The sequence below is a fragment of the Mycobacterium sp. SMC-21 genome (assembly GCF_045310825.1).
GTDB lineage: Bacteria > Actinomycetota > Actinomycetes > Mycobacteriales > Mycobacteriaceae > Mycobacterium.
Window position 1 is genome coordinate 233,361 of sequence record NZ_JBJIAO010000004.1, and the last position, 18,375, is coordinate 251,735.

An 18,375-nucleotide genomic window follows, 5' to 3' on the forward strand; every position below is an offset into this window, starting at 1 on the left:
AAATCGTGCACAAATCACTGGTTACGGGGCGATGAGGACACCGGCGTCGGAGGCGGCGTGCTGCAGTTCGTAGATGTCGAGGTCGCCCCAGTCGTTGATCGGCCCGGTGTAGGAGCCCAGCCACGGCACCACACCGGGATCCGGTGCGACGCCGAGGTTGTAGGCCTGCATGCCGGGCAGGTGGTGCTCGAAGAAGTTACCGAGGATGTCGACGGCGAAGATGATGTCGTTGATCGGGTTCGGACCCCACAGCGCGGACGCGTTGAACAGCGGGTTCACCGCATCCGGGTCGCCGATCATCACGATGTTGCCGTAGTGCGGCTTGCTGCCGCCGGTGGGGTCGTAGGCCGGCATGAACGGCTGCAACCCCGGCAGGTCGGTGGAGAAGTACGCCGCGGTGTCGCCGTAGGTCTCGATGTTCACGAAGTTCGAGTTGATGCCGTTGCCCGCGACCGAGGTGTTCAGTCCGCCACCTTCGAAGCCGATACCGCCGCGCCCCGTCTTTTGCGCGACGAACTGCGCCTCCCAACCACCCAGTGAGTGGCCGGTGACGAAGATGTCATCGGTGGTGTAGCCCTGCGCGAGGGCCGCCGCCTCGACCTTGCGCTCGAACGCCAACGAGTCCCAGAACGCCTGTGGCGTGGTGTGGGTGAAGATGATCTGCATGTCCGTGAAGATCTGCGACAGCGCGATCAGCGGATGGAACAGCAGATTGGTGCCGCCTGTCGTGCCCTGGTAGGCGACGATGATCTGGCCCTCGGGCGTCACCCAGGCCTTGCCGACGGCGCCGGACAACGGGTTGAAGGTCTGCATCTGAAAACCGTTGACCGTGAACGGCTTCAGATCACCGGGCTGGGCGCCGAGCACGTAGGCGTTGGCCGACGCGTTGAGGAATTGCTCCACCGTCGGGGTGTCGCCACTGGTCGGCCCGGTGTAGGTCAGTTCCGGGACGACCGGCGCCGCGGTGGGCGTCTTGCTCAGCCCGAGCATGTCCTCGATGCGGCGGAACCCCGCGAACAGCGCCTCGGAAATGGGCGACCAGTTGAACGGGCTCTTCGGGCCGCTCTGCGACACCGTCAGGTCCAGCACCTGCAGGACGGTGTTGATGATGCGACCGGGCAGCTGAATGATCTTCGCGATCGGGTTCAGCGGCTGCGGTGGCGTCGGCGTCGTCAGGGTGCCGACGGAGTTGTTGGTCGCGGCCAGGGCCGCGAGCCGGGTGGTCGGTGCGGGCGTCTTGACCGGCGCGGGGGCGATGGTGTCGGTTGCCGCGGCCGGGGCGGTGGCGGTGGCCGCGGAAGAGTTGACCGGTGCGTCCTTGGCGGGGACGCCCACGGTGGCGGTCTGGAGCTTCGGCGCCTTCTTGCCGTCGCCTGCGGGCTTGACCGAATCGGACCCCTTCTTCGCCGGTTTGGCGGCCGGCTTGGGGTCGGGTTTCGCGGCCGGCTTCGGGTCGGACTTGGGCTCCGGTTTGGCTTCCGGTTCCACGTCTGACTTGGGGTCGGTGGCCGACGTGTCGGTCGCCGCGTCCGGCTTGGTGCCGGACGCGGCGGACTTGCCCGCGTCGGGTTCGGTCTTGCCGGCCTTCTTACCGGGCTTCTTCTTGTCCTTCTTGTCGGTGTTCGCCGGCTTGGGCTCGGCGGGGCCGGGCTTCTGCGGCCCGGACTGGCTGGTCGAGGTGCCTGGCGAATCGGTCGTCCCGGTCTCGGCCCAGGCGACGTTCTGGCTGGTCGCCGCCGCGATACCCATGGCCGCGGCAATCACTGCCAGGCGGTACCGACCGGATTTACGCAGACTGAGCCCCGACTGTGTCCCCATAGGTGTCCCCTTTGACATCCCTGGTGCCCGCCCGCGCGCGCACGAATCTGACGACACTATGACACGGGTGATGTCAGTCACGATCAGGTTTGCCAAAGTTGTGGGTCACTGTGGCGGGGTCAGCGCACCCGCGCCGCCACCGCCTCGGGCATGGGTTCGTAGCGGGCGAAGGAGCGGGTGAAGGAGCCGGCGCCGTGCGACAACGACCGCAGTTCGATCGGGTACCGGGTCAGCTCGATCTCGGGAATCTCGGCGTCGATGCCGGTGCAGGAGTCACCGGCGGTGTCGGTCCCGAGTACGCGGCCGCGCCGTCCGGACAGGTCGCTCATCACCGCGCCGACCATCTCGTCGGGCACCACGATGTGGACGCTGTCGATGGGCTCGAGCAGATTCACCGATGCGGCGGCGGCCGCCTCGCGCAGCGCCAGCCCGCCTGCGAGTTGAAAGGCGTAATCCGACGAGTCCACGCTGTGCGCCTTGCCGTCCAGCAGGGTCACGCGGATGTCGACCATCGGGTATCCGCAGATGCCCCGATCCATCTGGGCGCGAACGCCTTTCTCCACGCTCGGGATGAACTGCCGCGGCACCGCACCGCCGACGACCTTGTCGACGAACTCGAATCCGGCCCCCTCCGGAAGCGGTTCGACGGTGATGTCACACACCGCGAACTGCCCGTGGCCGCCGGACTGCTTGACGTGCCGACCGTGGCCTTTCGCGTTGCCGCCGAACGTTTCTCGCAGCGGGACGCGCAGTTCCGTGGTGTCGACCGCGACGCCGAACCGCCGCGACAGCGCGTCCAGGACCACCGCGGAATGGGCTTCGCCCATGCACCACAACACGATCTGGTGGGTCTGCGGGTTCTGCTCGATGCGCAGCGTCGGATCCTCGGCGGACAGCCGGGTCAACCCCACCGACAGCCTGTCCTCATCGGTCTTGGCGTGCGGCACGATCGCCATCGGGAGCAGCGGCGCGGGCATGGTCCACGGCCGGCACACCAGCGGGGAAGCCTTGTCCGACAGGGTGTCCCCGGTCTCGGCGCACGTCAGCCGCGCGATGGCGCAGATGTCGCCGGCGATCACCTCGGCCGCCGGGCGTTGCTTGCGGCCCAACGGAAACGACAGCGCGCCGACGCGCTCGTCCTCGTCGTGGTCCTCGTGCGCGGCGCATCCGGCGGCGGGATCGGCGAACGAATTGAAATGGCCCGACACGTGAACCGTCGTGTCGGGCCTGATGGTGCCGGAAAACACCCGGACCAGACTGACCTTGCCGACGTACGGGTCCGACGTCGTCTTCACCACCTCTGCCAACAGCGGTGCGGCGGGATCGCAGGCGGGCGCGGACTTCTCCACACCGGCCGGGGTGAACACCTGCGGCGGTACATGCTCTGGGGGAGAAGGGAACCCGCGGGCGATGACGTCGAGCAGTTCGGCAGCTCCGGTACCGGTGGTGCTGCACACCGGGATCACCGGGAAGAACGAGCCGCGGGCCACGGCGCGCTCGAGGTCGGCGACCAGCACCGCGTTGTCGATCTGTTCGCCGCCCAGGTACCGCTCCATCAACGTCTCGTCCTCGGACTCCTCGATGATGCCCTCGATCAACGTGGCATCGTCCGCCAGAAGCGAGACGAGCCCGTCCCCCTCGGGCAGGTACAGCGGAATCACCTTGTCCCCGAACGATTCCTGCGCGGACTGCACCGCCCCGGCGAACGCCGCGCGGGCGTGGTCGAGTTTGGTCACCACGACGGCGCGCGGCATCCCGACGTCAGCGCATTCGCGCCACAGCGCCTTGGTGGCAGCGTCCACCACATCGTTGGCGGCCATCACGAACAACGCGCAATCGGCAGCGCGGAGGCCGGCCCGCAGTTCGCCGACGAAATCGGCGTAGCCCGGGGTATCGAGCAGGTTGATCTTCACCGCCCCGTGCTGAAGCGAGGCGAGCGCCAGGCCCACCGACCGCTGCTGCTCGACTTCGGCCGGCTCGTGATCGCAGACCGTGGTGCCGTCCAGCACCGTCCCGGCCCGCGTCAGCACGCCGGCATGCAGCAGCAGTGCCTCGACAAGGGTGGTCTTGCCGGACCCAGATGGCCCCACCAGGACCACATTTCGGATCGCGGCCGGACTGTCCGCACTGGGCGCGGCTCCGGATGAGCTATTCGACTTGTCGGCCATGGCGTGCCCCTATCGACGACTCACGTCCACCATGCTCCTGTCGCAACCGTCGGCACAAGACTCAAGCCCTCAGGCGTGCCACGAACTCCATCTGCTGATCGCGACACGGATCACCGGGCCGTCCAGCGCCACCCGGTCGTACTGGTGGTACTTGGCGCGCAGCAGCGAGTAACCGATCGCCATCTCGTCGCCACTGGGGTGCACGGTGGCGATGCCGTCGGCCCGGGCCCACCAGAGGTGCGACCAGTCGTCGTCGTATTCCTCGGCGAGCAGACTCACCCGCGGGTTGGCCGCGATGTTGTCCAGCCGCCGCAGATGCTGCGTCGACTTCCGCTTGGCGTCCACCGCCGTATAGAGCCGGTCCCCGCTGACCGCGAAAACCACGGGGACGACGTGCGGCTGGCCCTCGCCGGACACCGTCGCCAGCACCGCAACGGGCGTGGCGGAGAACAGGGCGGCGGGATCGGTCATCAGCGGTGGCGTGGGTTCGGGGCGACGCTCATGGGCATGCGCGTCACGTTGATCTCCGGCGGACGCGTCGGTGCGGGCGGCGCGGCCGGTGCGTGGTACGCCGGGGGCGCCGCGGCCGGAGGCGGTTCGGCCGGCGGTGGGGGAGGCGGCGGCGGAGCGGGAGTCGACGAGGTCGACGGGGCCGGCGTCGTCGTGGTGGTGGTCGTCGTCGTGGCGCTGGGTTCCACCGGTGCCTCGTCGGCGCCGGAATCCCGGCGGGTGGCCAGGACCACCAGTGAGACGACGAGAGCGATCACCGCGACGGTGACGACGATCAGCAGCAGGCGGGCGTCTTTCCTGCGGTACCAGGGTGGCGGCGGCTCGCGGAACCGCCAGGTGTCGGTGTTGAACGCGTCGAAGGTGTCGCCCGTCGGCTCCGGTTCGGGGATGACGAACGAGCCGGTCGTCGGGCCGGCAAACGGTCCCGTGCCGTGCGGCCCCGGGTCGACGGCGCGGAACGGATCGGTGTCCGGGTCGTCGTCCGGCTCCTCGGCGGCTGATTCCAGCACGCCACCCGGCGATAGTTCGCGCTCTGGGTCGTCGCTGTCAGCCACCTCCCAGATGCTAGGGGTGGGTCGCGCCAATTGCTCGGTATCGGCGCGCGTGTCCGCGCTTTAGACGTCCTTGACCGGTTCGATGCCCAGATCCCGGTAGCTGACCAGTGCGGCAAACGGCACCCCGCGCTTGGCGAAACGCTCGGTGGCGATGTCGCCGCGGTCGACCATCGGGATGACACCGGTGACCACCGCGCCGAGGGAGGTGACACGTTCGTAGGCGATCTCGGTGGAGCCGCCGGTGCTGATCACGTCGTCGACGAGCAGCACGCGGGTGCCAGGTTCGATGCGGGTGCCCTCGATCCACTGCTCGCGGCCGCGGGCCTTCTGTTCCTTGCGGACCGAGAACCAGGCCTTGCCGGTGACCATCGCGACGCCGTGCGCCAGCGGGTCGGCACCCATGGTCAGGCCGCCGACGGCGTCGAACTCGATATCGCGCAGCGCGGCGAGTTCCGCCACCGCCTTGCTGACGATCGTCAGGCTGACGCCGTTGTCGACGGCGTACTTGCCGTCGATGTAGTCGTGGCTCAGCTGCCCGCTGGCCAGCCGGAACGGCTCCTCACGGCGCGCGTAACCGCGGGTGCGGATCAGGTCGAATGCGGCTTCCCAGTTCTCGGGGCGATCAGACATGGTGCGAATCCTAAACCTGACGGGACAGTCGAGCCAATTCGACTGTCGCGGAACGTAATTCGTCGATGGATTGGAGTGGCTGTGCATAGCCGACCCGGGTGTAGGCCATGCCGCGGGCGGTGTTGACCCGTAAGTCCAGGCCGTAGCGGTCGGCGCCGGTACAGGTCGCCGACTCGGTGTCGGGGTATCCGCCCAGAACCCGGGCCATGGCCGCCAGCGAGTCGGCATGGTCGGCGTTCAGGTGCGCGATCGCCCCGGCGGCCGCGGGTGTCACCGGATCCGGCTGGGCCGCAGCGTAATCCGCGCCCGTGGTCGAGTCCATGCGGCCGTAGCCGCCGACCCACCGGACCCGGTCGACGTGCAGCACCCACAGGGCGAAGTCGGTGTAGTCGATGTAGTACTTCGCGGCCGGCACCGCCGCGACATGGGCGTCCCGGGCGGCGTCGCGTTCGGCGCCCTCCGGACGCGCCACCCGGCCGGCCAGGGTCACCCGGCCACCGGCCAGCGGATCCTTGTCGGTGCTGGCCGCGATGATCGAGATGCTGGCCCGCTGATCGCCGGCGAGGTTCCGGCCGTGTTCGGCGAGATTCGAGACGCACAGCACCGGCGAACCGCCTAGCAGTCCATACGTGACCATCGACGCCCACGGATCGCCGTCGGCCGTCAGGGTGGCCAGGGTTCCGGTGTTGGTCGACGCCGCGATGGTGCGGGCCTCTTCGGCGGCCGAGGGCCGGGTCGCGTTGACGATTTCGGCCAGCGGCGGCGGGATTGTCGGAGCATCACCTGGGTCGCCATGATCGCGTGTCGCCACGTTTGCACCCTACCCAGGCGCGGGTACGTTGGTTGACGATGGACGCCTCCAACGGTGGCGTGGAACATCCAAGCGCCGCAGACTTCGGACATGCGCGAGTCCTCCCCGAGGACCGCACCTGGTTCAAGCACGCGGTTTTCTATGAGGTGTTGGTCCGCGCCTTCTACGACTCAGACGCCGACGGCTCAGGTGACCTCCGAGGTCTCACCGAGCGACTCGACTATTTGAAATGGCTTGGTGTCGACTGTATTTGGTTGCCACCGTTCTACGACTCGCCGCTGCGTGACGGCGGTTACGACATCCGTGACTTCTACAAGGTGCTGCCGGAGTTCGGCACCGTCGACGACTTCGTCGCTTTGCTGGATGCCGCGCACAAGCGCGGCATCCGCGTCATCACCGACCTGGTGATGAACCACACCTCGGATGCGCACGCCTGGTTCCAGGAATCCCGCCGCGACCCGGCCGGGCCCTACGGCGACTACTACGTCTGGAGTGATACCAGCGAGAAGTACCAGGACGCGCGCGTCATCTTCGTCGACACCGAGGAGTCCAACTGGACCTTCGACGCGGTGCGCAAGCAGTTCTACTGGCACCGTTTCTTCTCCCATCAGCCCGACCTGAACTACGAGAACCCCGCGGTGCAGGAAGCGATGATCGACGTGCTGCGCTTCTGGCTGGGTCTGGGCATCGACGGATTCCGGCTGGATGCGGTGCCGTACCTGTTCGAGCGGGAGGGCACCAACTGCGAGAACCTGCCGGAGACGCACGCCTTCCTCAAGCGCTGCCGCAAGGTGATCGACGACGAATTCCCGGGCCGGGTGCTGCTGGCCGAGGCCAATCAGTGGCCGGCGGACGTCGTCGCCTACTTCGGTGATCCCGAGACCGGTGGCGACGAATGCCACATGGCGTTCCATTTCCCGCTGATGCCAAGGATTTTCATGGCAGTGCGCCGGGAGTCCCGGTTCCCGATCTCGGAGATCCTGGCCCAGACGCCGCCGATCCCCGACCTCGCGCAGTGGGGCATCTTCCTCCGCAATCACGACGAGCTCACGTTGGAGATGGTCACCGACGAAGAGCGCGACTACATGTACTCCGAGTACGCCAAGGATCCGCGGATGAAAGCCAACGTCGGCATCCGCCGGCGCCTGGCCCCGCTGCTCGAGAACGACCGCAACCAGACCGAGCTGTTCACCGCGCTGCTGTTGTCGCTGCCCGGTTCCCCGGTGCTGTACTACGGCGACGAGATCGGGATGGGCGACATCATCTGGCTGGGTGACCGCGACGGCGTGCGCACCCCGATGCAGTGGTCGGCCGACCGCAACGCCGGGTTCTCCACCGCCAACCCCGGCCGGCTCTACGTCCCGCCGAGCCAGGACCCGGTGTACGGCTATCAGGCGGTGAACGTCGAAGCCCAGCGCGACACCACGAATTCCCTGCTCAACTGGACGCGCACCATGCTCGCGGTGCGGCGGCGGCACGACGCGTTCGCCGTCGGCTCGTTCCGGGAACTCGGTGGCTCCAATCCGTCGGCGCTCACCTATGTCCGCGAGCTCGTGCGAGACGATGGTGAGGCTGACACTGTTTTGTGCGTCAACAATCTGTCCCGTTTTCCCCAGCCGATCGAACTGAACCTGCAGCATTGGAACGGCTACACACCGGTTGAACTGACCGGCCAGGTCGAATTCCCCCGCATCGGGGAACTGCCCTACCTGTTGACACTGCCGGGGCATGGTTTCTACTGGTTCTCGTTGCGTGCGCCCGTCGGTGAGGAGCCGTGATGGATCCACAGTTGACCGAATACCTGACCCAGCAGCGCTGGTACGCCGGCCGCAACCGGGAGCTGACCGGCGCCGAACCGGCGCTGGTGGTGGCGCTGCGCGACGACGTCGACCTGGTGCTGCTCGACGTCAGCTACGACGACGGGCCCGGCGAGCGGTACCAGCTGGTGCTGCGCCAGGGTGACGGCGAGGTCGGTGACGCCCTCGGTGACCCGGAAGTCGCGACCCTGCTGCTCGGCTTGATCGCCGACTCGGCGACGATCGGTCCGGTCTCCTTTGCCGCGGAGCCCGACGCCGAGCTGCCCGCGGGCGAGACGGCGCGCGTGATGGGCGCCGAACAGAGCAACACCAGTGTCGTGTTCGACGAAGCCGCCATCCTCAAGCTGTTCCGCCGCGTCACATCCGGCGTGAATCCCGACATCGAGCTGACCCGGGTGCTGAGCCGCGCCGGCAGCCCGCATGTGGCGCCGCTGCTGGGGACGATGTCGTTGGACGGCGGACCGGAGACGGCGCTGGGCATGCTGGCCCGCTTCGCCGACAACGCCGCCGAGGGCTGGGACATGGCAGTCGCCAGTACCCGGGACCTCTACGCCGAGGGCGACCTGTATGCCAACGAGGTCGGCGGCGACTTCGCGGGAGAATCGGAGCGGCTCGGGCAGTCCGTCGCCGCGGTGCACGCGACGCTGGCCGCTGAACTGGGCACGGCCACGGCGCTGTTTCCGGTCGAGACGATGCTGGAGCGGCTGGCCGCGGTGACCGCGTCGGTGCCACAGGTCCGCGAGTACGCCGCGGCCATCGAGGGTCGCTACCGCGCGCTCGAGGGGCAGCCGATCACGGTGCAACGGATTCACGGCGACCTGCATCTCGGCCAGGTGCTGCGCACCCCCGAGACCTGGCTGCTGATCGACTTCGAAGGCGAACCCGGGCAGTCACTGGATCAGCGCCGGGTACCCGACTCACCGCTGCGGGACGTCGCCGGAATGCTGCGGTCCTATCAGTACGCGGCGTTCCAGCGGCTGACCGAGGGCGGCGGCAACGAGCAGCGCCGCAAGCAACTCGCGGCGCGTGCGAGGGAATGGGCCGACCGCAACCGGGCGGCGTTCTGCACAGGCTATGCCGAGGCCGGCGGTGCCGAGCCCGACGCGGAACTGCTCGCCGCCTACGAGCTCGACAAGGCGGTGTACGAAGCCGGATACGAGGCCCGGCACCGGCCGCACTGGCTGGACCTGCCGCTGGGAGCGATCGCGAACATCGTCGGCGGTTAGGTGTACCAACCGCCGACGATGACCGTCAGGCCATGGCCTTGACGGCGGCCTGAGCCGGCTTCGGGGTCCAGTCGGAGCGGTAGACGCCGATGGATTCCTCGGGGTTCGAGCTGCCGGTGACACGGTCGCGCGTGGTGTAGATGTACGACGGACCGGCGTAGGGCAGGGTGCGCCACTTGGCCAGGAAGTCGCGGATGTAGTCGGCCTGCGTGGCCTCGTCGACAGCCGAGTTGGGCTCGCCGTACTCGGTGGCCCAGATCTTCTTGCCGCCGTCACCGTTGGCGGCCATGGCCTGGTGGATGCCGTCGGTCTGGCTCAGCGGCGAGTTGGGCACGCCGGCGCCGGCCGAGAACTTCAGGTTGTAGTGGTACGGGTGGAACGACAGCGCGTCGAACGAACCGGCCGCGCCGGCGGCGTACATGCGCTGGATGAAGGTGACGGGGTCCAGGGTCAGCGAGCCGAACGACACGACCGCGCCGACGACACCGCCGATGACGACGGCGCCGCGATCGGCGGCCTTGATCTTCGGGTACGAGGCCTTGAGCATGTCGGCGTAGACGGCGGGCTCCGGGCCCTGCGGGCCGGAGGTCCACGACATCACGGCGTTGGGCTCGTTCCAGATCTCGTAGGCGTCAACCCGGCCCCGGTAGTGCGCGGCGACCGCGCCGGCGAAATCGCCGTATACCGCGGCGGAGGCGGGCGGGCTGCTGATCGGGATGGCACCGGGTGCGACGGCCCAGGCCGGTGTCGCGACGATCGCGCCGACCACCGACATGTGGCGGGCGTTGGCCGCCCCGACGACGGTGTCGACCTGGCCCCAGTTGAAGCTGCCCTGGGTGCCCTCGATGCCTGCCCACGGGATGATGATGCGGACGGTGCGCACGCCCGTCGCCGACATCAGGTCGAAGGTGTGGTTGATGTCGTCGGCGTTCATGCCATACACGTCGGAGTCGGCGAAGCCGACGCTGCTGGCCGACTGGCTGATGCCCGTCGGGATGAACGGGATGGTGGCCGGGCTGTTGGACAGGGTTTCGGTGGCGGCGGCGGAAACTGCCGCGACGGTGAAGACTGCTGCAGCGATCTTGGTGACGTTGCGCAACGTTTACTCCAATCTGAGGCACTGCTGTTGATCTTGACCCCCGCCGGATGGGTTGAACCTAACAGCTGTTCAGGCCGCAGCAGGCAGGACCGAGCGATACGACACCAATGCCGCAGCGTTCGTCACCGCACCAGGCGGCGCAGCAGGGCCGAGGCCGCAGCGATGCCCACCACCGCGGCGACGGCCAGGACCGCGATGTCCAGCAGGGTGTGGCCGGGCGTGCCCAGCAGGAGCGAGCGCAGCGCGTTCACTTCGTACGACAGCGGGTTGACGGTGGAGAGCGCGCGCAGCCAGCCCGGCATGATGTCCACCGGATACAGCGCGTTGGAGGCGAAGAACAGCGGCATGGTGATGGCCTGGCCGATGCCCATCAGGCGGTCGCGGTTGCGGACCAGGCCCGCCAGAGTCATTGACAGACAAGCGAAGAACGCCGACCCGAGCATCACCACCGCCATGGCGGCCAGGATGTGCAGCGGGTTGAAGCTGAGATGGATGCCCATCAGCAGGGCGATCACCAGAACTCCGATCACCTGCGCTATCGAGCGGACTCCCGCCGCGAACGCCTTGCCGGTGATCAGCGCCGAGGCCGGCGACGGGGTCACCATCAGTTTGGCCAGGATGCCGGCATCGCGGTCCCAGACGATCTGGATGCCGTAGAAGATCGAGATGAACAGCGCCGACTGGGCGATGATCCCCGGCGCCAGGAACGACAGGTACGGCACACTGCCGGTGTTGATGACATGCAGCCGCGAGAAGGTCTGGCCGAAGATCAGCAGCCACAGGGCGGGCTGGATTGTCCGCGTGACCAACTCGGTGCGGTCGTAGCGCAGCTTCTGCAACTCGACCAGAGCGAAGGCGCCCATCCGGCGGGCGAGCCCGCCGATGCGCCTGGCGCCGCGCGGTGCGGCGACGAGTTCGACGTCAACTGACACGACGGGCAGTCCTCCTTCCAGCGCGGACGTCCTTCAAGGTCTGGCGGTCGTCGTCCCCGGACAGGTCGGACCCGGCGTAGTGCCGGAACACGTCCTCGAGCGTGGCAGCCGGACCGAGCGACGCCTTCAGATCGGTGGGCGACCCGACGGCCTGCAAGACGCCGTGGTGCATGAGGGCAACCCGGTCGCACAACGCGTCGGCTTCCTCCATGTAGTGCGTGGTGAGCAGGACCGTCATGCCGAACTCCCGCTGCATGTTCGCCACCTGGGTCCAGACACTGTCGCGCGCAATGGGATCCAGGCCGACGGTGGGTTCATCGAGGATCAGCAGCGACGGCCGGTTCACCAGGGCCTGCGCCAGCTCGAGTCGCCGAACCATGCCGCCCGAGTAGGTCTTGGCGGGCCGGTCGGCGACGTCGAGCAGCTGCATGGCGCGCAGCGCGTCGTCGACCCTGTCGCGGCGCTCGCGGCGCGGTATGTCGTACAGCCGCGCGAACAGGTCGACGTTCTGGCGTCCGGTGAGGGCGGATTCGATCGAGAGTTGTTGCGGCACATAGCCGAGGTTCTGGCGGATATCCATGGTGCGGCGGCCGGCGTCGAGCCCGAATATGCGCACCTGCCCGTGCTGCACGGGCGTCAGGGTGGTGAGCAGGCGCACCAGGGTGGTCTTGCCGGCGCCGTTGGGGCCGAGCAGTCCCATGGTTTCCCCGACGTCGACGGTGAGGCTCAGGTCGTCGACGGCGGTGAAATCGCCGTAGCAGTGCGTGACGTGATCGCATTCGATTGCGGGAGTACTCATGGCTGGCTCTCCTGGAGCATTCGGGTCATCTCGGCCAGGACGGTCAAACCCCTTGACAGATCATCGATTTGCTCGGTGCTGAGCTGATTGAGCACGACATCGAGGGCGGCCCGGCGGGAGGCACTGGTCTGATCGGCGAGCTGCTGGGCCGGCTCGGTCAGCCGGAGGCGCCCGATGCGGCGGTCGTCGGGGTCGACGGTGCGGACCAGGAGGTTGTCGGTGACCAGCTTGGAGACCAGGGTCGACGCGGTGTTGGCGGCCAGGCCCAACTCCTGTGCGGCTTCCCGAACCGAGATGCCGGGCCGGCGGCCGACGAGTCTGAGCAGTTCGGCCTGCGACTGGGTGACGCCCGCGAAGCTCCCGCCGGCGGTCCGGCGCAACTGCCGGCGGAACGTGCCGACCGTGTGGAACAGGTCGGTCGTGAGGTCCGGGACGGGAGCGGTGTGGGCGGGCACGTCTCAACAATAGCTCTGTTACAGAGGTATTGCAGAATCGTGGTTTACTCGGGCGGTGTTCCCCGCATACCGCACGCTGCTGACCGGCTTCGACGGCGGTGTGGTGACGCTGACGCTGAACCGGCCCGAGCGGCGCAACGCCTTTGGTGACGGGATGCGGGAAGAACTCGCCGACGCCTACACCCGGTGCGACCAGGCAGACGACGTGCGTGCCGTCGTGCTGACCGGGGCGCCACCGGCGTTCTGCGCCGGGGCCGACCTGGCCGCGGGTGACGAGACGTTCGCGGCGCCGGGCCCGGAGTTCAGTGCGGCCGGCATCCCGGTTCCGGCGTGGTCGTTGAGCAAGCCGGTGATCGCGGCGGTCAACGGGCACGCCATCGGGCTGGGGCTCACCCTGGCGCTGCAGTGCGATATCCGGATTTTCGCCGCCGACGCCCGCTACGGCGTCGTGCAGGTGCGCCGCGGGGTGGTGGGGGACGCCTACTCGCATTGGGCATTGCCGCGATTGGTCGGCATCGCCCGGGCCGCGGAAATCCTGTTGACCGGAACGACTTTCGACGGCCGCCGCGCCGCGGAGCTCGGCATCGCGAGCCGCGTGCTGCCCGCTGATGAGGTGCTGCCGGCCGCGCTGGCGGTGGCCCACGACATTGCGGACAACACCGCGCCGATGTCGGTGGCCGCCAGCAAGCGGCTGCTCTGGGACTCGTTCGACCTGTCGCGCGACGAGGTGGGCCGGCGGGAGACCGAGATTCATCTCGCGGTGATGGCGCATGACGACGCCAAGGAGGGCGTGCGGGCGCTGCAGGCCGGGCGGTTGCCGCGGTGGTCGGGCCGGCCGGTGGATCCGACGCGTTAGGGGCGAGCGGAGCGACGGGAAGTGCCTCAGGCGACCGTCACACCGGAATCTCTCAGGGCGGCAACGGCATTCGTCGTGCTTTCGGCCGATACCCCGGCGGTGTAATCGAGCAGGACGCGGGTGCGGAACCCGGCGTCGGCGGCGTCGGCCGCCGTGGCCTTGACGCAGTAGTCGGTGGCGATGCCGACCACGTCGACCTCGTCGACGCCGCGGGTGCGCAGCCAGTCCGCCAGTGTGGTGCCGCTTTCGTCCTCGCCTTCGAACCCGCTGTAGGCCGCGGAGTACGGGCCCTTGCGGAACACCGCCTCGACCGTGGAAACGTCGAGCTCCGGGTGGAACTGCGCGCCCGGTGTCCCGGCGACGCAGTGCGGCGGCCACGACGTCACGTAGTCGGGCTGGTCGGAGAAATGCGCGCCCGGGTCGATGTGATGGTCGGCCGTGGCGACGACGTGGTCGTACTCGCGCCGGGCCAGCAGATCGCTGATCGCGCGGGCCACTTCACCGCCACCGCACACCGCGAGGGAACCCCCTTCGCAGAAGTCGTTCTGCACGTCGACGACGATCAACGCCCGCATGTGTCCACGGTAGACCGCTTGCTGCGGTTCGCCCGTTGCCGTAGCGTCCGGACACGTGTCTGAACAGGCGCTTGAGCCCACCCGGCGCCGGTTGACGGCCAAACAGGCCGATACGGTCGACCGGCTGAGCCGTGCCGCGCTCGACCTGTTGCGCCGCGAAGGCTTCGCGGGGCTGACGGTCCGCCGGGTCGCGGCCGACGCCGGTGTCGGCGCGGCGACGGCCTACACCTACTTCTCGTCGAAGGAACACCTGGTCGCCGAGGTGTTCTGGCGTCGCCTGGCGTCGTCGCCGCCCGCGGCGCATGACTCCGACGATCCTGCCACGCGGGTGACCGAGGTGCTGCGGCACATCGCACTACTGGTGATCGACGAGCCGGAGTTCGCCGGCGCCGTCACCAACGCGCTGCTGGGCCGCGACCCCGACGTCGAGGTGCTGCGGCAGCGCATCGCCGCGGATATCCGCTCCCGACTGGCCGCGGCGCTCGGTCCGGACGTCGACGACGATGTCATCGAGTCGCTGGAGATGCTCTATTCGGGCGCGCTGGTCCGGGCCGGCATGGGGTTCACGTCGTACGACGAGATCGCCGCGCGGCTGGAGAAGTCAGCGCGGCTGATGCTGCGCTGACGATCGGGTGCCCAGCATCGCGAGCGCGGCGGTGACAGCAGGTTCGGTGAGCTCTGCGACGTCGCGGCCGTCCTCGACGAGCAGTGCGGTGAGTTCGCGGAGACCGCCGAGCAGGATCAGGGCCACCGGCCGGTCGATCGGGGCGATGCCGGCACGCTGGAACCCCGAACCACTGGTGAGGTCGACGACCATGTCGGTGAGATGCTCCATGGCCAGGCGATTGAGTGGCAGCGCGGCGTCACCGAGCGCCGGCGCCTCCCGGATCCAGCTCAAGGTGATCGCGGGCCGGGAGGCGATGTGCGCGACGTACGCGTCGACCGCGTTGCGCACCTGCTGCTCCCAGTCGGCATCGGGATCGATGGCGGCGCGGATCCGGGCGATGAGGTCGTCGTTGTTGGAGCGCAGCAGTTCGACGAAGCACTCTTCCTTGCTGGCGAACTGGTCGTAGAAGGTGCGCTTGGAGGTCTTGGCGTTCCGGACGATGTCGGCGACGGTGGTGTCGCGGTAGCCCCGGGTCTCCAGGGAGGTGGCGAGCCCGTCGAGCAGCCGCCCGCGGAACGGCTGCGGAGCCGTCTGCGCCGCGTTGACCTCGCTGCCTGCCATCGCTCTCCCAAAACCCTTGTCACCTTTGGTACCAGCCGGTACCGTACCGGATAACCACGCGGTACACCGTGGTACCGCGTAAACAGTGGTTTGGAGCGTGCCATGACCGAAACCGTCACCGCTGAACTCACCGAGTGCGCCCCGGCGATCCATCTGCCACCGGCGACCGGAGTGCCCAAGATTCTTCAAGGGGTCGCGTTCGCGACCAATCGGCGCCGGTTCGTCAACCGGATGGTGCCGCGACTCGGTCCGGTATTCACCTGTGATGCACCGGTTTTCGGCCGCGCCGTCATGGTGACCGACCCCCAGTTGGCCAAGCAGGTGTTCGCCGCGAACCCCGCCGACGTCGGCAACATCCAGCCGAACCTGTCCCGCGTCCTCGGCAGCGGATCGGTGTTCGCGCTCGACGGTTCCGAGCACCGGCTGCGCCGCAAGCTGCTGACCCCGCCGTTCCACGGCAAGAGCATCAAGAATTACGAGCGCATCTTCGAAGAGGAGACGCTGCGTGCGGCGGCGTCCTGGCCCGAGGGGAAGTCGTTCCCCACGCTCGAACCGATGATGCACATCACCCTCAACGCCATCCTGCGCGCGGTGTTCGGCGCCGACGGTCACCACCTCGACGAGCTACGGCGCATCATCCCGCCGTGGGTCACCCTGGGGTCGCGACTGGCGGTGCTGCCCATGCCGCCGCGCACCTACGGCCGCTTCACGCCGTGGGGCCGGCTCGCCGAATACCGGCGCCGGTACGACGAGGTCGTCGGCAGACTCATCGACACGGTCGCGGCCGACCCTGATCTCGACAGCCGCGACGACGTGCTGGCGCTGCTGCTGCGCAGCACCTACGAGGACGGAACGGCGATGTCCCGCAGCGACATCGCCGACGAACTGCTGACACTGCTGGCCGCCGGCCACGAAACCACCGCGGCCACCATGGCGTGGGTCTTCGAACGGATCTCCCGCCACCCCGAGGTGCTGCGCCGTCTCGAAGACGAGGTGGCAGCCGGTGACACCGACGAGTACCGCCAGGCGACCATCCTCGAGGTGCAACGCATCCGCACCATCATCGACTTCGCCGGCCGGCACGTGTACGCGCCGACCTTCCAGCTCGGGGAATGGGTCATCCCGCGGGGCTTCTCGATCATCGTCGCCATCGACCACATGCACGAGGACGCAAAGGAATTCGCCGATCCGGAGCGGTTCGACCCGGAGCGCTTCCTCGGGCGCCGTCCGCCGCTGGCGTTCCTGCCGTTCGGCGGCGGTACCCGGCGCTGCGTCGGGGCGGTGTTCGCGCAGGTCGAGATGGACGTGGTGCTGCGGACGGTGTTGCGGCACTTCGCCATTCAGGTCAGCAGCGCGCCGGGGGAGAAGGTCTTCTCGCGGGGTGTGGCCTACACGCCCAAAGACGGCGGCCGCGTGACCTTACGCCGGCGGGTCACCCCGCTGTAGGTTCATGCTGTGACCGAACGGATTACGCAGTACCGCCATGACGGACTGACCTTCGACGTGGTCGACTCCGGCCCCGTCGACGGCGATGTCGTGGTGTTGTTGCACGGCTTCCCGCAGACCGCCGAGTCCTGGACTGCCGTGTCGGAGCTGTTGCATGCCAACGGTTTCCGGACGCTGGCGCCCAATCAGCGCGGCTACTCGCCCGGTGCCCGGCCGAAGGGCCGGCGGCAGTACACGATCCCCAAACTGACCGACGACGTCGCCGCGCTGATCGAGTTGGTCGGCGGGCCGGTGCACGTGGTCGGGCATGACTGGGGCGCCGCGATCGCCTGGGCGCTGACGGCGACCAAACCCGAGCTGGTGCGCACCCTCACCGCGGTGTCGGTGCCCCATACCGGTGCCTTCCTGAAGGCGATGGCCGTCGGGACGCAGGCGCTGCACTCGTACTACATGCTGATCTTCCAGCTGCCGTGGCTCGGCGAACGGTTCGCGCAGTTGGCGATGCCGCGCAGCGGAATGACCGATGAGGCGCTGGCTGTCACGCGGGCCGAGGTGTTCGACAGCGGGGCCCTGACCACCGCACTCAACTGGTACCGCGCCATGCCGTTCGTGAACCCGAAATCGGCGTTCATCCCGGTGACGCGGCCGACCACATACATCTGGAGCGACGGCGACATCGCGCTCGGCCGCAAGGGTGCCCTGCTGACCGAGCAGTTCGTCCACGCGCCGTACAAGTTCGAGATCGTCGAAGGCGCAAACCACTGGTTGCCGGACCAGCACCCCGAGCTCGTGGCCCGGCTGATCGCCGAGCGCGCCGCCACCTAGCGATTTGTGCACGATTTTCCGCGGCCCGCGCGGAAAATCGTGCACAAATCACGCTCGTTTGGGCAGTTTCCAGCCCGGCCGCGGGAAGTGGCAGGTGTAGCCGTTGGGGATGCGCTCCAGGTAGTCCTGGTGCTCCGGCTCGGCCTCCCAGAACGGGACGGCCGGCGTCACCTCGGTGACCACCTTGCCGGGCCACAGACCCGAGGCGTCGACGTCGGCGATGGTGTCTTCGGCGATGCGCTTCTGCTCGTCGTCGGTGTAGAAGATCGCCGAGCGGTAGCTGGTGCCGACGTCGTTGCCCTGCCGGTTGACGGTCGACGGGTCGTGGATCTGGAAGAAGAACTCCAGGAGCGCCCGATAGTCGGTCTGGCTGGGGTCGTAGATGATCTCGACGGCCTCGGCGTGGCCGGGGTGGTTGCGGTAGGTCGGGTGATCGTTGGTCCCGCCGGTGTAACCGACCCGGGTCTTGAGCACACCCGGCTGCTTGCGGATCAGGTCCTGCATCCCCCAGAAGCAGCCGCCCGCCAGGATCGCGGTCGCAGTGTCGGTCATGTACGCCTCCTCGCTTTGATTCCAGCGAACCGAACTCCCGGCGAGTGCGCAAGTGCTCGACAAACGTCACTAGA

At 68.3% G+C, this 18,375-nt stretch carries 19 protein-coding genes; 6 read left to right on the forward strand and 13 right to left on the reverse strand.

Translation table 11 applies throughout. The features are described from left to right. Window positions 1-21 precede the first annotated feature (21 nt). The 6 genes from ACJH6H_RS06715 to ACJH6H_RS06740 all read right to left on the reverse strand — a co-directional run bounded on the left by ACJH6H_RS06715 (window position 22) and on the right by ACJH6H_RS06740 (window position 6,491). The gene (locus ACJH6H_RS06715; protein ID WP_406774494.1) at window positions 22-1,818 is read right to left on the reverse strand and encodes a hypothetical protein; all 1,797 of its coding nucleotides are present in this window, start codon (window positions 1,816-1,818) and stop codon (window positions 22-24) included. 119 nt (window positions 1,819-1,937) lie between these two features. Further along, window positions 1,938-3,986 (reverse strand): elongation factor G, encoded by a 2,049-nt coding sequence (locus tag ACJH6H_RS06720; RefSeq protein WP_406774495.1) that lies wholly within the window; start codon window positions 3,984-3,986, stop codon window positions 1,938-1,940. A gap of 69 nt (window positions 3,987-4,055) precedes the next feature. Then, complete coding sequence (locus tag ACJH6H_RS06725) at window positions 4,056-4,457, reverse strand: TIGR03668 family PPOX class F420-dependent oxidoreductase (RefSeq protein ID WP_061002696.1); 402 nt, start codon at window positions 4,455-4,457, stop codon at window positions 4,056-4,058. Beyond that, window positions 4,457-5,050 carry a hypothetical protein gene (locus tag ACJH6H_RS06730; RefSeq protein ID WP_061010110.1) on the reverse strand — a complete coding sequence of 198 codons (594 nt, stop codon included), beginning with the start codon at window positions 5,048-5,050 and terminating at the stop codon, window positions 4,457-4,459. Before ACJH6H_RS06730 ends, ACJH6H_RS06725 begins: the two co-directional genes overlap by 1 nt. Before the next feature lie 60 nt (window positions 5,051-5,110). Beyond that, on the reverse strand, window positions 5,111-5,680 hold the full coding sequence (gene pyrE, locus ACJH6H_RS06735; RefSeq protein ID WP_267325981.1) for an orotate phosphoribosyltransferase: 570 nt from the start codon (window positions 5,678-5,680) through the stop codon (window positions 5,111-5,113). Window positions 5,681-5,690: 10 nt separating this feature from the next. After that, entirely contained in the window at window positions 5,691-6,491 is an 801-nt protein-coding gene (locus tag ACJH6H_RS06740) for a HugZ family protein (RefSeq protein WP_406774496.1), read from the reverse strand. A 38-nt stretch (window positions 6,492-6,529) separates the two neighbouring features. On the opposite strand from ACJH6H_RS06740, the gene treS reads away from it, so the two are divergent. Both treS and ACJH6H_RS06750 read left to right on the forward strand, forming a co-directional pair. Further along, window positions 6,530-8,269 carry a maltose alpha-D-glucosyltransferase gene (gene treS / locus ACJH6H_RS06745; protein ID WP_135355617.1) on the forward strand — a complete coding sequence of 580 codons (1,740 nt, stop codon included), beginning with the start codon at window positions 6,530-6,532 and terminating at the stop codon, window positions 8,267-8,269. Next, window positions 8,269-9,534, forward strand: coding sequence for a maltokinase N-terminal cap-like domain-containing protein (locus ACJH6H_RS06750; RefSeq protein ID WP_212807654.1), 1,266 nt, complete (start codon window positions 8,269-8,271; stop codon window positions 9,532-9,534). The genes treS and ACJH6H_RS06750 overlap by 1 nt, the downstream gene beginning before the upstream one ends. Before the next feature lie 25 nt (window positions 9,535-9,559). Here the strand turns inward: ACJH6H_RS06750 and ACJH6H_RS06755 are convergent, their stop codons facing one another. The 4 genes from ACJH6H_RS06755 to ACJH6H_RS06770 form a co-directional block, all read right to left on the reverse strand. Next, the gene (locus ACJH6H_RS06755) at window positions 9,560-10,633 is read right to left on the reverse strand and encodes a cellulase family glycosylhydrolase (RefSeq protein ID WP_318984024.1); all 1,074 of its coding nucleotides are present in this window, start codon (window positions 10,631-10,633) and stop codon (window positions 9,560-9,562) included. Window positions 10,634-10,755: 122 nt separating this feature from the next. After that, window positions 10,756-11,496 carry an ABC transporter permease gene (locus tag ACJH6H_RS06760; protein ID WP_212814504.1) on the reverse strand — a complete coding sequence of 247 codons (741 nt, stop codon included), beginning with the start codon at window positions 11,494-11,496 and terminating at the stop codon, window positions 10,756-10,758. Window positions 11,497-11,554: 58 nt separating this feature from the next. Then, complete coding sequence (locus ACJH6H_RS06765; RefSeq protein WP_406774497.1) at window positions 11,555-12,364, reverse strand: ATP-binding cassette domain-containing protein; 810 nt, start codon at window positions 12,362-12,364, stop codon at window positions 11,555-11,557. Continuing rightward, window positions 12,361-12,819 carry a MarR family winged helix-turn-helix transcriptional regulator gene (locus ACJH6H_RS06770; protein WP_406774498.1) on the reverse strand — a complete coding sequence of 153 codons (459 nt, stop codon included), beginning with the start codon at window positions 12,817-12,819 and terminating at the stop codon, window positions 12,361-12,363. Before ACJH6H_RS06770 ends, ACJH6H_RS06765 begins: the two co-directional genes overlap by 4 nt. 55 nt (window positions 12,820-12,874) lie before the next feature. Here ACJH6H_RS06770 and ACJH6H_RS06775 point away from each other — a divergent pair, with 55 nt between their 5' ends. Continuing rightward, entirely contained in the window at window positions 12,875-13,675 is an 801-nt protein-coding gene (locus ACJH6H_RS06775) for an enoyl-CoA hydratase-related protein (protein ID WP_318984021.1), read from the forward strand. 26 nt (window positions 13,676-13,701) lie between these two features. Here the strand turns inward: ACJH6H_RS06775 and ACJH6H_RS06780 are convergent, their stop codons facing one another. After that, on the reverse strand, window positions 13,702-14,250 hold the full coding sequence (locus ACJH6H_RS06780; RefSeq protein ID WP_406774499.1) for a nicotinamidase: 549 nt from the start codon (window positions 14,248-14,250) through the stop codon (window positions 13,702-13,704). 55 nt (window positions 14,251-14,305) lie between these two features. On the opposite strand from ACJH6H_RS06780, the gene ACJH6H_RS06785 reads away from it, so the two are divergent. Further along, a complete protein-coding gene (locus ACJH6H_RS06785; protein WP_212807648.1) occupies window positions 14,306-14,875 on the forward strand; it encodes a TetR/AcrR family transcriptional regulator in 570 nt (189 codons plus the stop codon). On the opposite strand, the gene ACJH6H_RS06790 is transcribed toward ACJH6H_RS06785, so the two are convergent. Continuing rightward, window positions 14,852-15,478, reverse strand: a complete 627-nt coding sequence (locus ACJH6H_RS06790; protein WP_212807647.1) for a TetR/AcrR family transcriptional regulator — start codon at window positions 15,476-15,478, stop codon at window positions 14,852-14,854. The two genes, ACJH6H_RS06785 and ACJH6H_RS06790, sit on opposite strands and share 24 nt — an antisense overlap. A gap of 102 nt (window positions 15,479-15,580) precedes the next feature. On the opposite strand from ACJH6H_RS06790, the gene ACJH6H_RS06795 reads away from it, so the two are divergent. Both ACJH6H_RS06795 and ACJH6H_RS06800 read left to right on the forward strand, forming a co-directional pair. Beyond that, window positions 15,581-16,924, forward strand: a complete 1,344-nt coding sequence (locus ACJH6H_RS06795) for a cytochrome P450 (protein WP_212807646.1) — start codon at window positions 15,581-15,583, stop codon at window positions 16,922-16,924. A 9-nt stretch (window positions 16,925-16,933) separates the two neighbouring features. Next, complete coding sequence (locus ACJH6H_RS06800) at window positions 16,934-17,749, forward strand: alpha/beta fold hydrolase (RefSeq protein WP_212807645.1); 816 nt, start codon at window positions 16,934-16,936, stop codon at window positions 17,747-17,749. Between the two features lie 48 nt (window positions 17,750-17,797). Here ACJH6H_RS06800 and msrA read toward each other — a convergent pair whose 3' ends face one another. Beyond that, window positions 17,798-18,301 carry a peptide-methionine (S)-S-oxide reductase MsrA gene (gene msrA, locus ACJH6H_RS06805; protein WP_212807644.1) on the reverse strand — a complete coding sequence of 168 codons (504 nt, stop codon included), beginning with the start codon at window positions 18,299-18,301 and terminating at the stop codon, window positions 17,798-17,800. Window positions 18,302-18,375 lie beyond the last annotated feature (74 nt).

What these genes read in the sequence shown, in the direction of transcription:
- ACJH6H_RS06715 (WP_406774494.1), bottom strand. Translation starts at nt 1,818, where the DNA reads ATGGGGACACAGTCGGGGCTCAGTCTGCGTAAATCCGGTCGGTACCGC.
- ACJH6H_RS06720 (WP_406774495.1), bottom strand. Translation starts at nt 3,986, where the DNA reads ATGGCCGACAAGTCGAATAGCTCATCCGGAGCCGCGCCCAGTGCGGAC.
- ACJH6H_RS06725 (WP_061002696.1), bottom strand. Translation starts at nt 4,457, where the DNA reads ATGACCGATCCCGCCGCCCTGTTCTCCGCCACGCCCGTTGCGGTGCTG.
- pyrE (WP_267325981.1), bottom strand. Translation starts at nt 5,680, where the DNA reads ATGTCTGATCGCCCCGAGAACTGGGAAGCCGCATTCGACCTGATCCGC.
- treS (WP_135355617.1), top strand. Translation starts at nt 6,530, where the DNA reads ATGGACGCCTCCAACGGTGGCGTGGAACATCCAAGCGCCGCAGACTTC.
- ACJH6H_RS06750 (WP_212807654.1), top strand. Translation starts at nt 8,269, where the DNA reads ATGGATCCACAGTTGACCGAATACCTGACCCAGCAGCGCTGGTACGCC.
- ACJH6H_RS06760 (WP_212814504.1), bottom strand. Translation starts at nt 11,496, where the DNA reads ATGGGCGCCTTCGCTCTGGTCGAGTTGCAGAAGCTGCGCTACGACCGC.
- ACJH6H_RS06765 (WP_406774497.1), bottom strand. Translation starts at nt 12,364, where the DNA reads ATGAGTACTCCCGCAATCGAATGCGATCACGTCACGCACTGCTACGGC.
- ACJH6H_RS06780 (WP_406774499.1), bottom strand. Translation starts at nt 14,250, where the DNA reads ATGCGGGCGTTGATCGTCGTCGACGTGCAGAACGACTTCTGCGAAGGG.
- ACJH6H_RS06790 (WP_212807647.1), bottom strand. Translation starts at nt 15,478, where the DNA reads ATGGCAGGCAGCGAGGTCAACGCGGCGCAGACGGCTCCGCAGCCGTTC.
- ACJH6H_RS06795 (WP_212807646.1), top strand. Translation starts at nt 15,581, where the DNA reads ATGACCGAAACCGTCACCGCTGAACTCACCGAGTGCGCCCCGGCGATC.
- msrA (WP_212807644.1), bottom strand. Translation starts at nt 18,301, where the DNA reads ATGACCGACACTGCGACCGCGATCCTGGCGGGCGGCTGCTTCTGGGGG.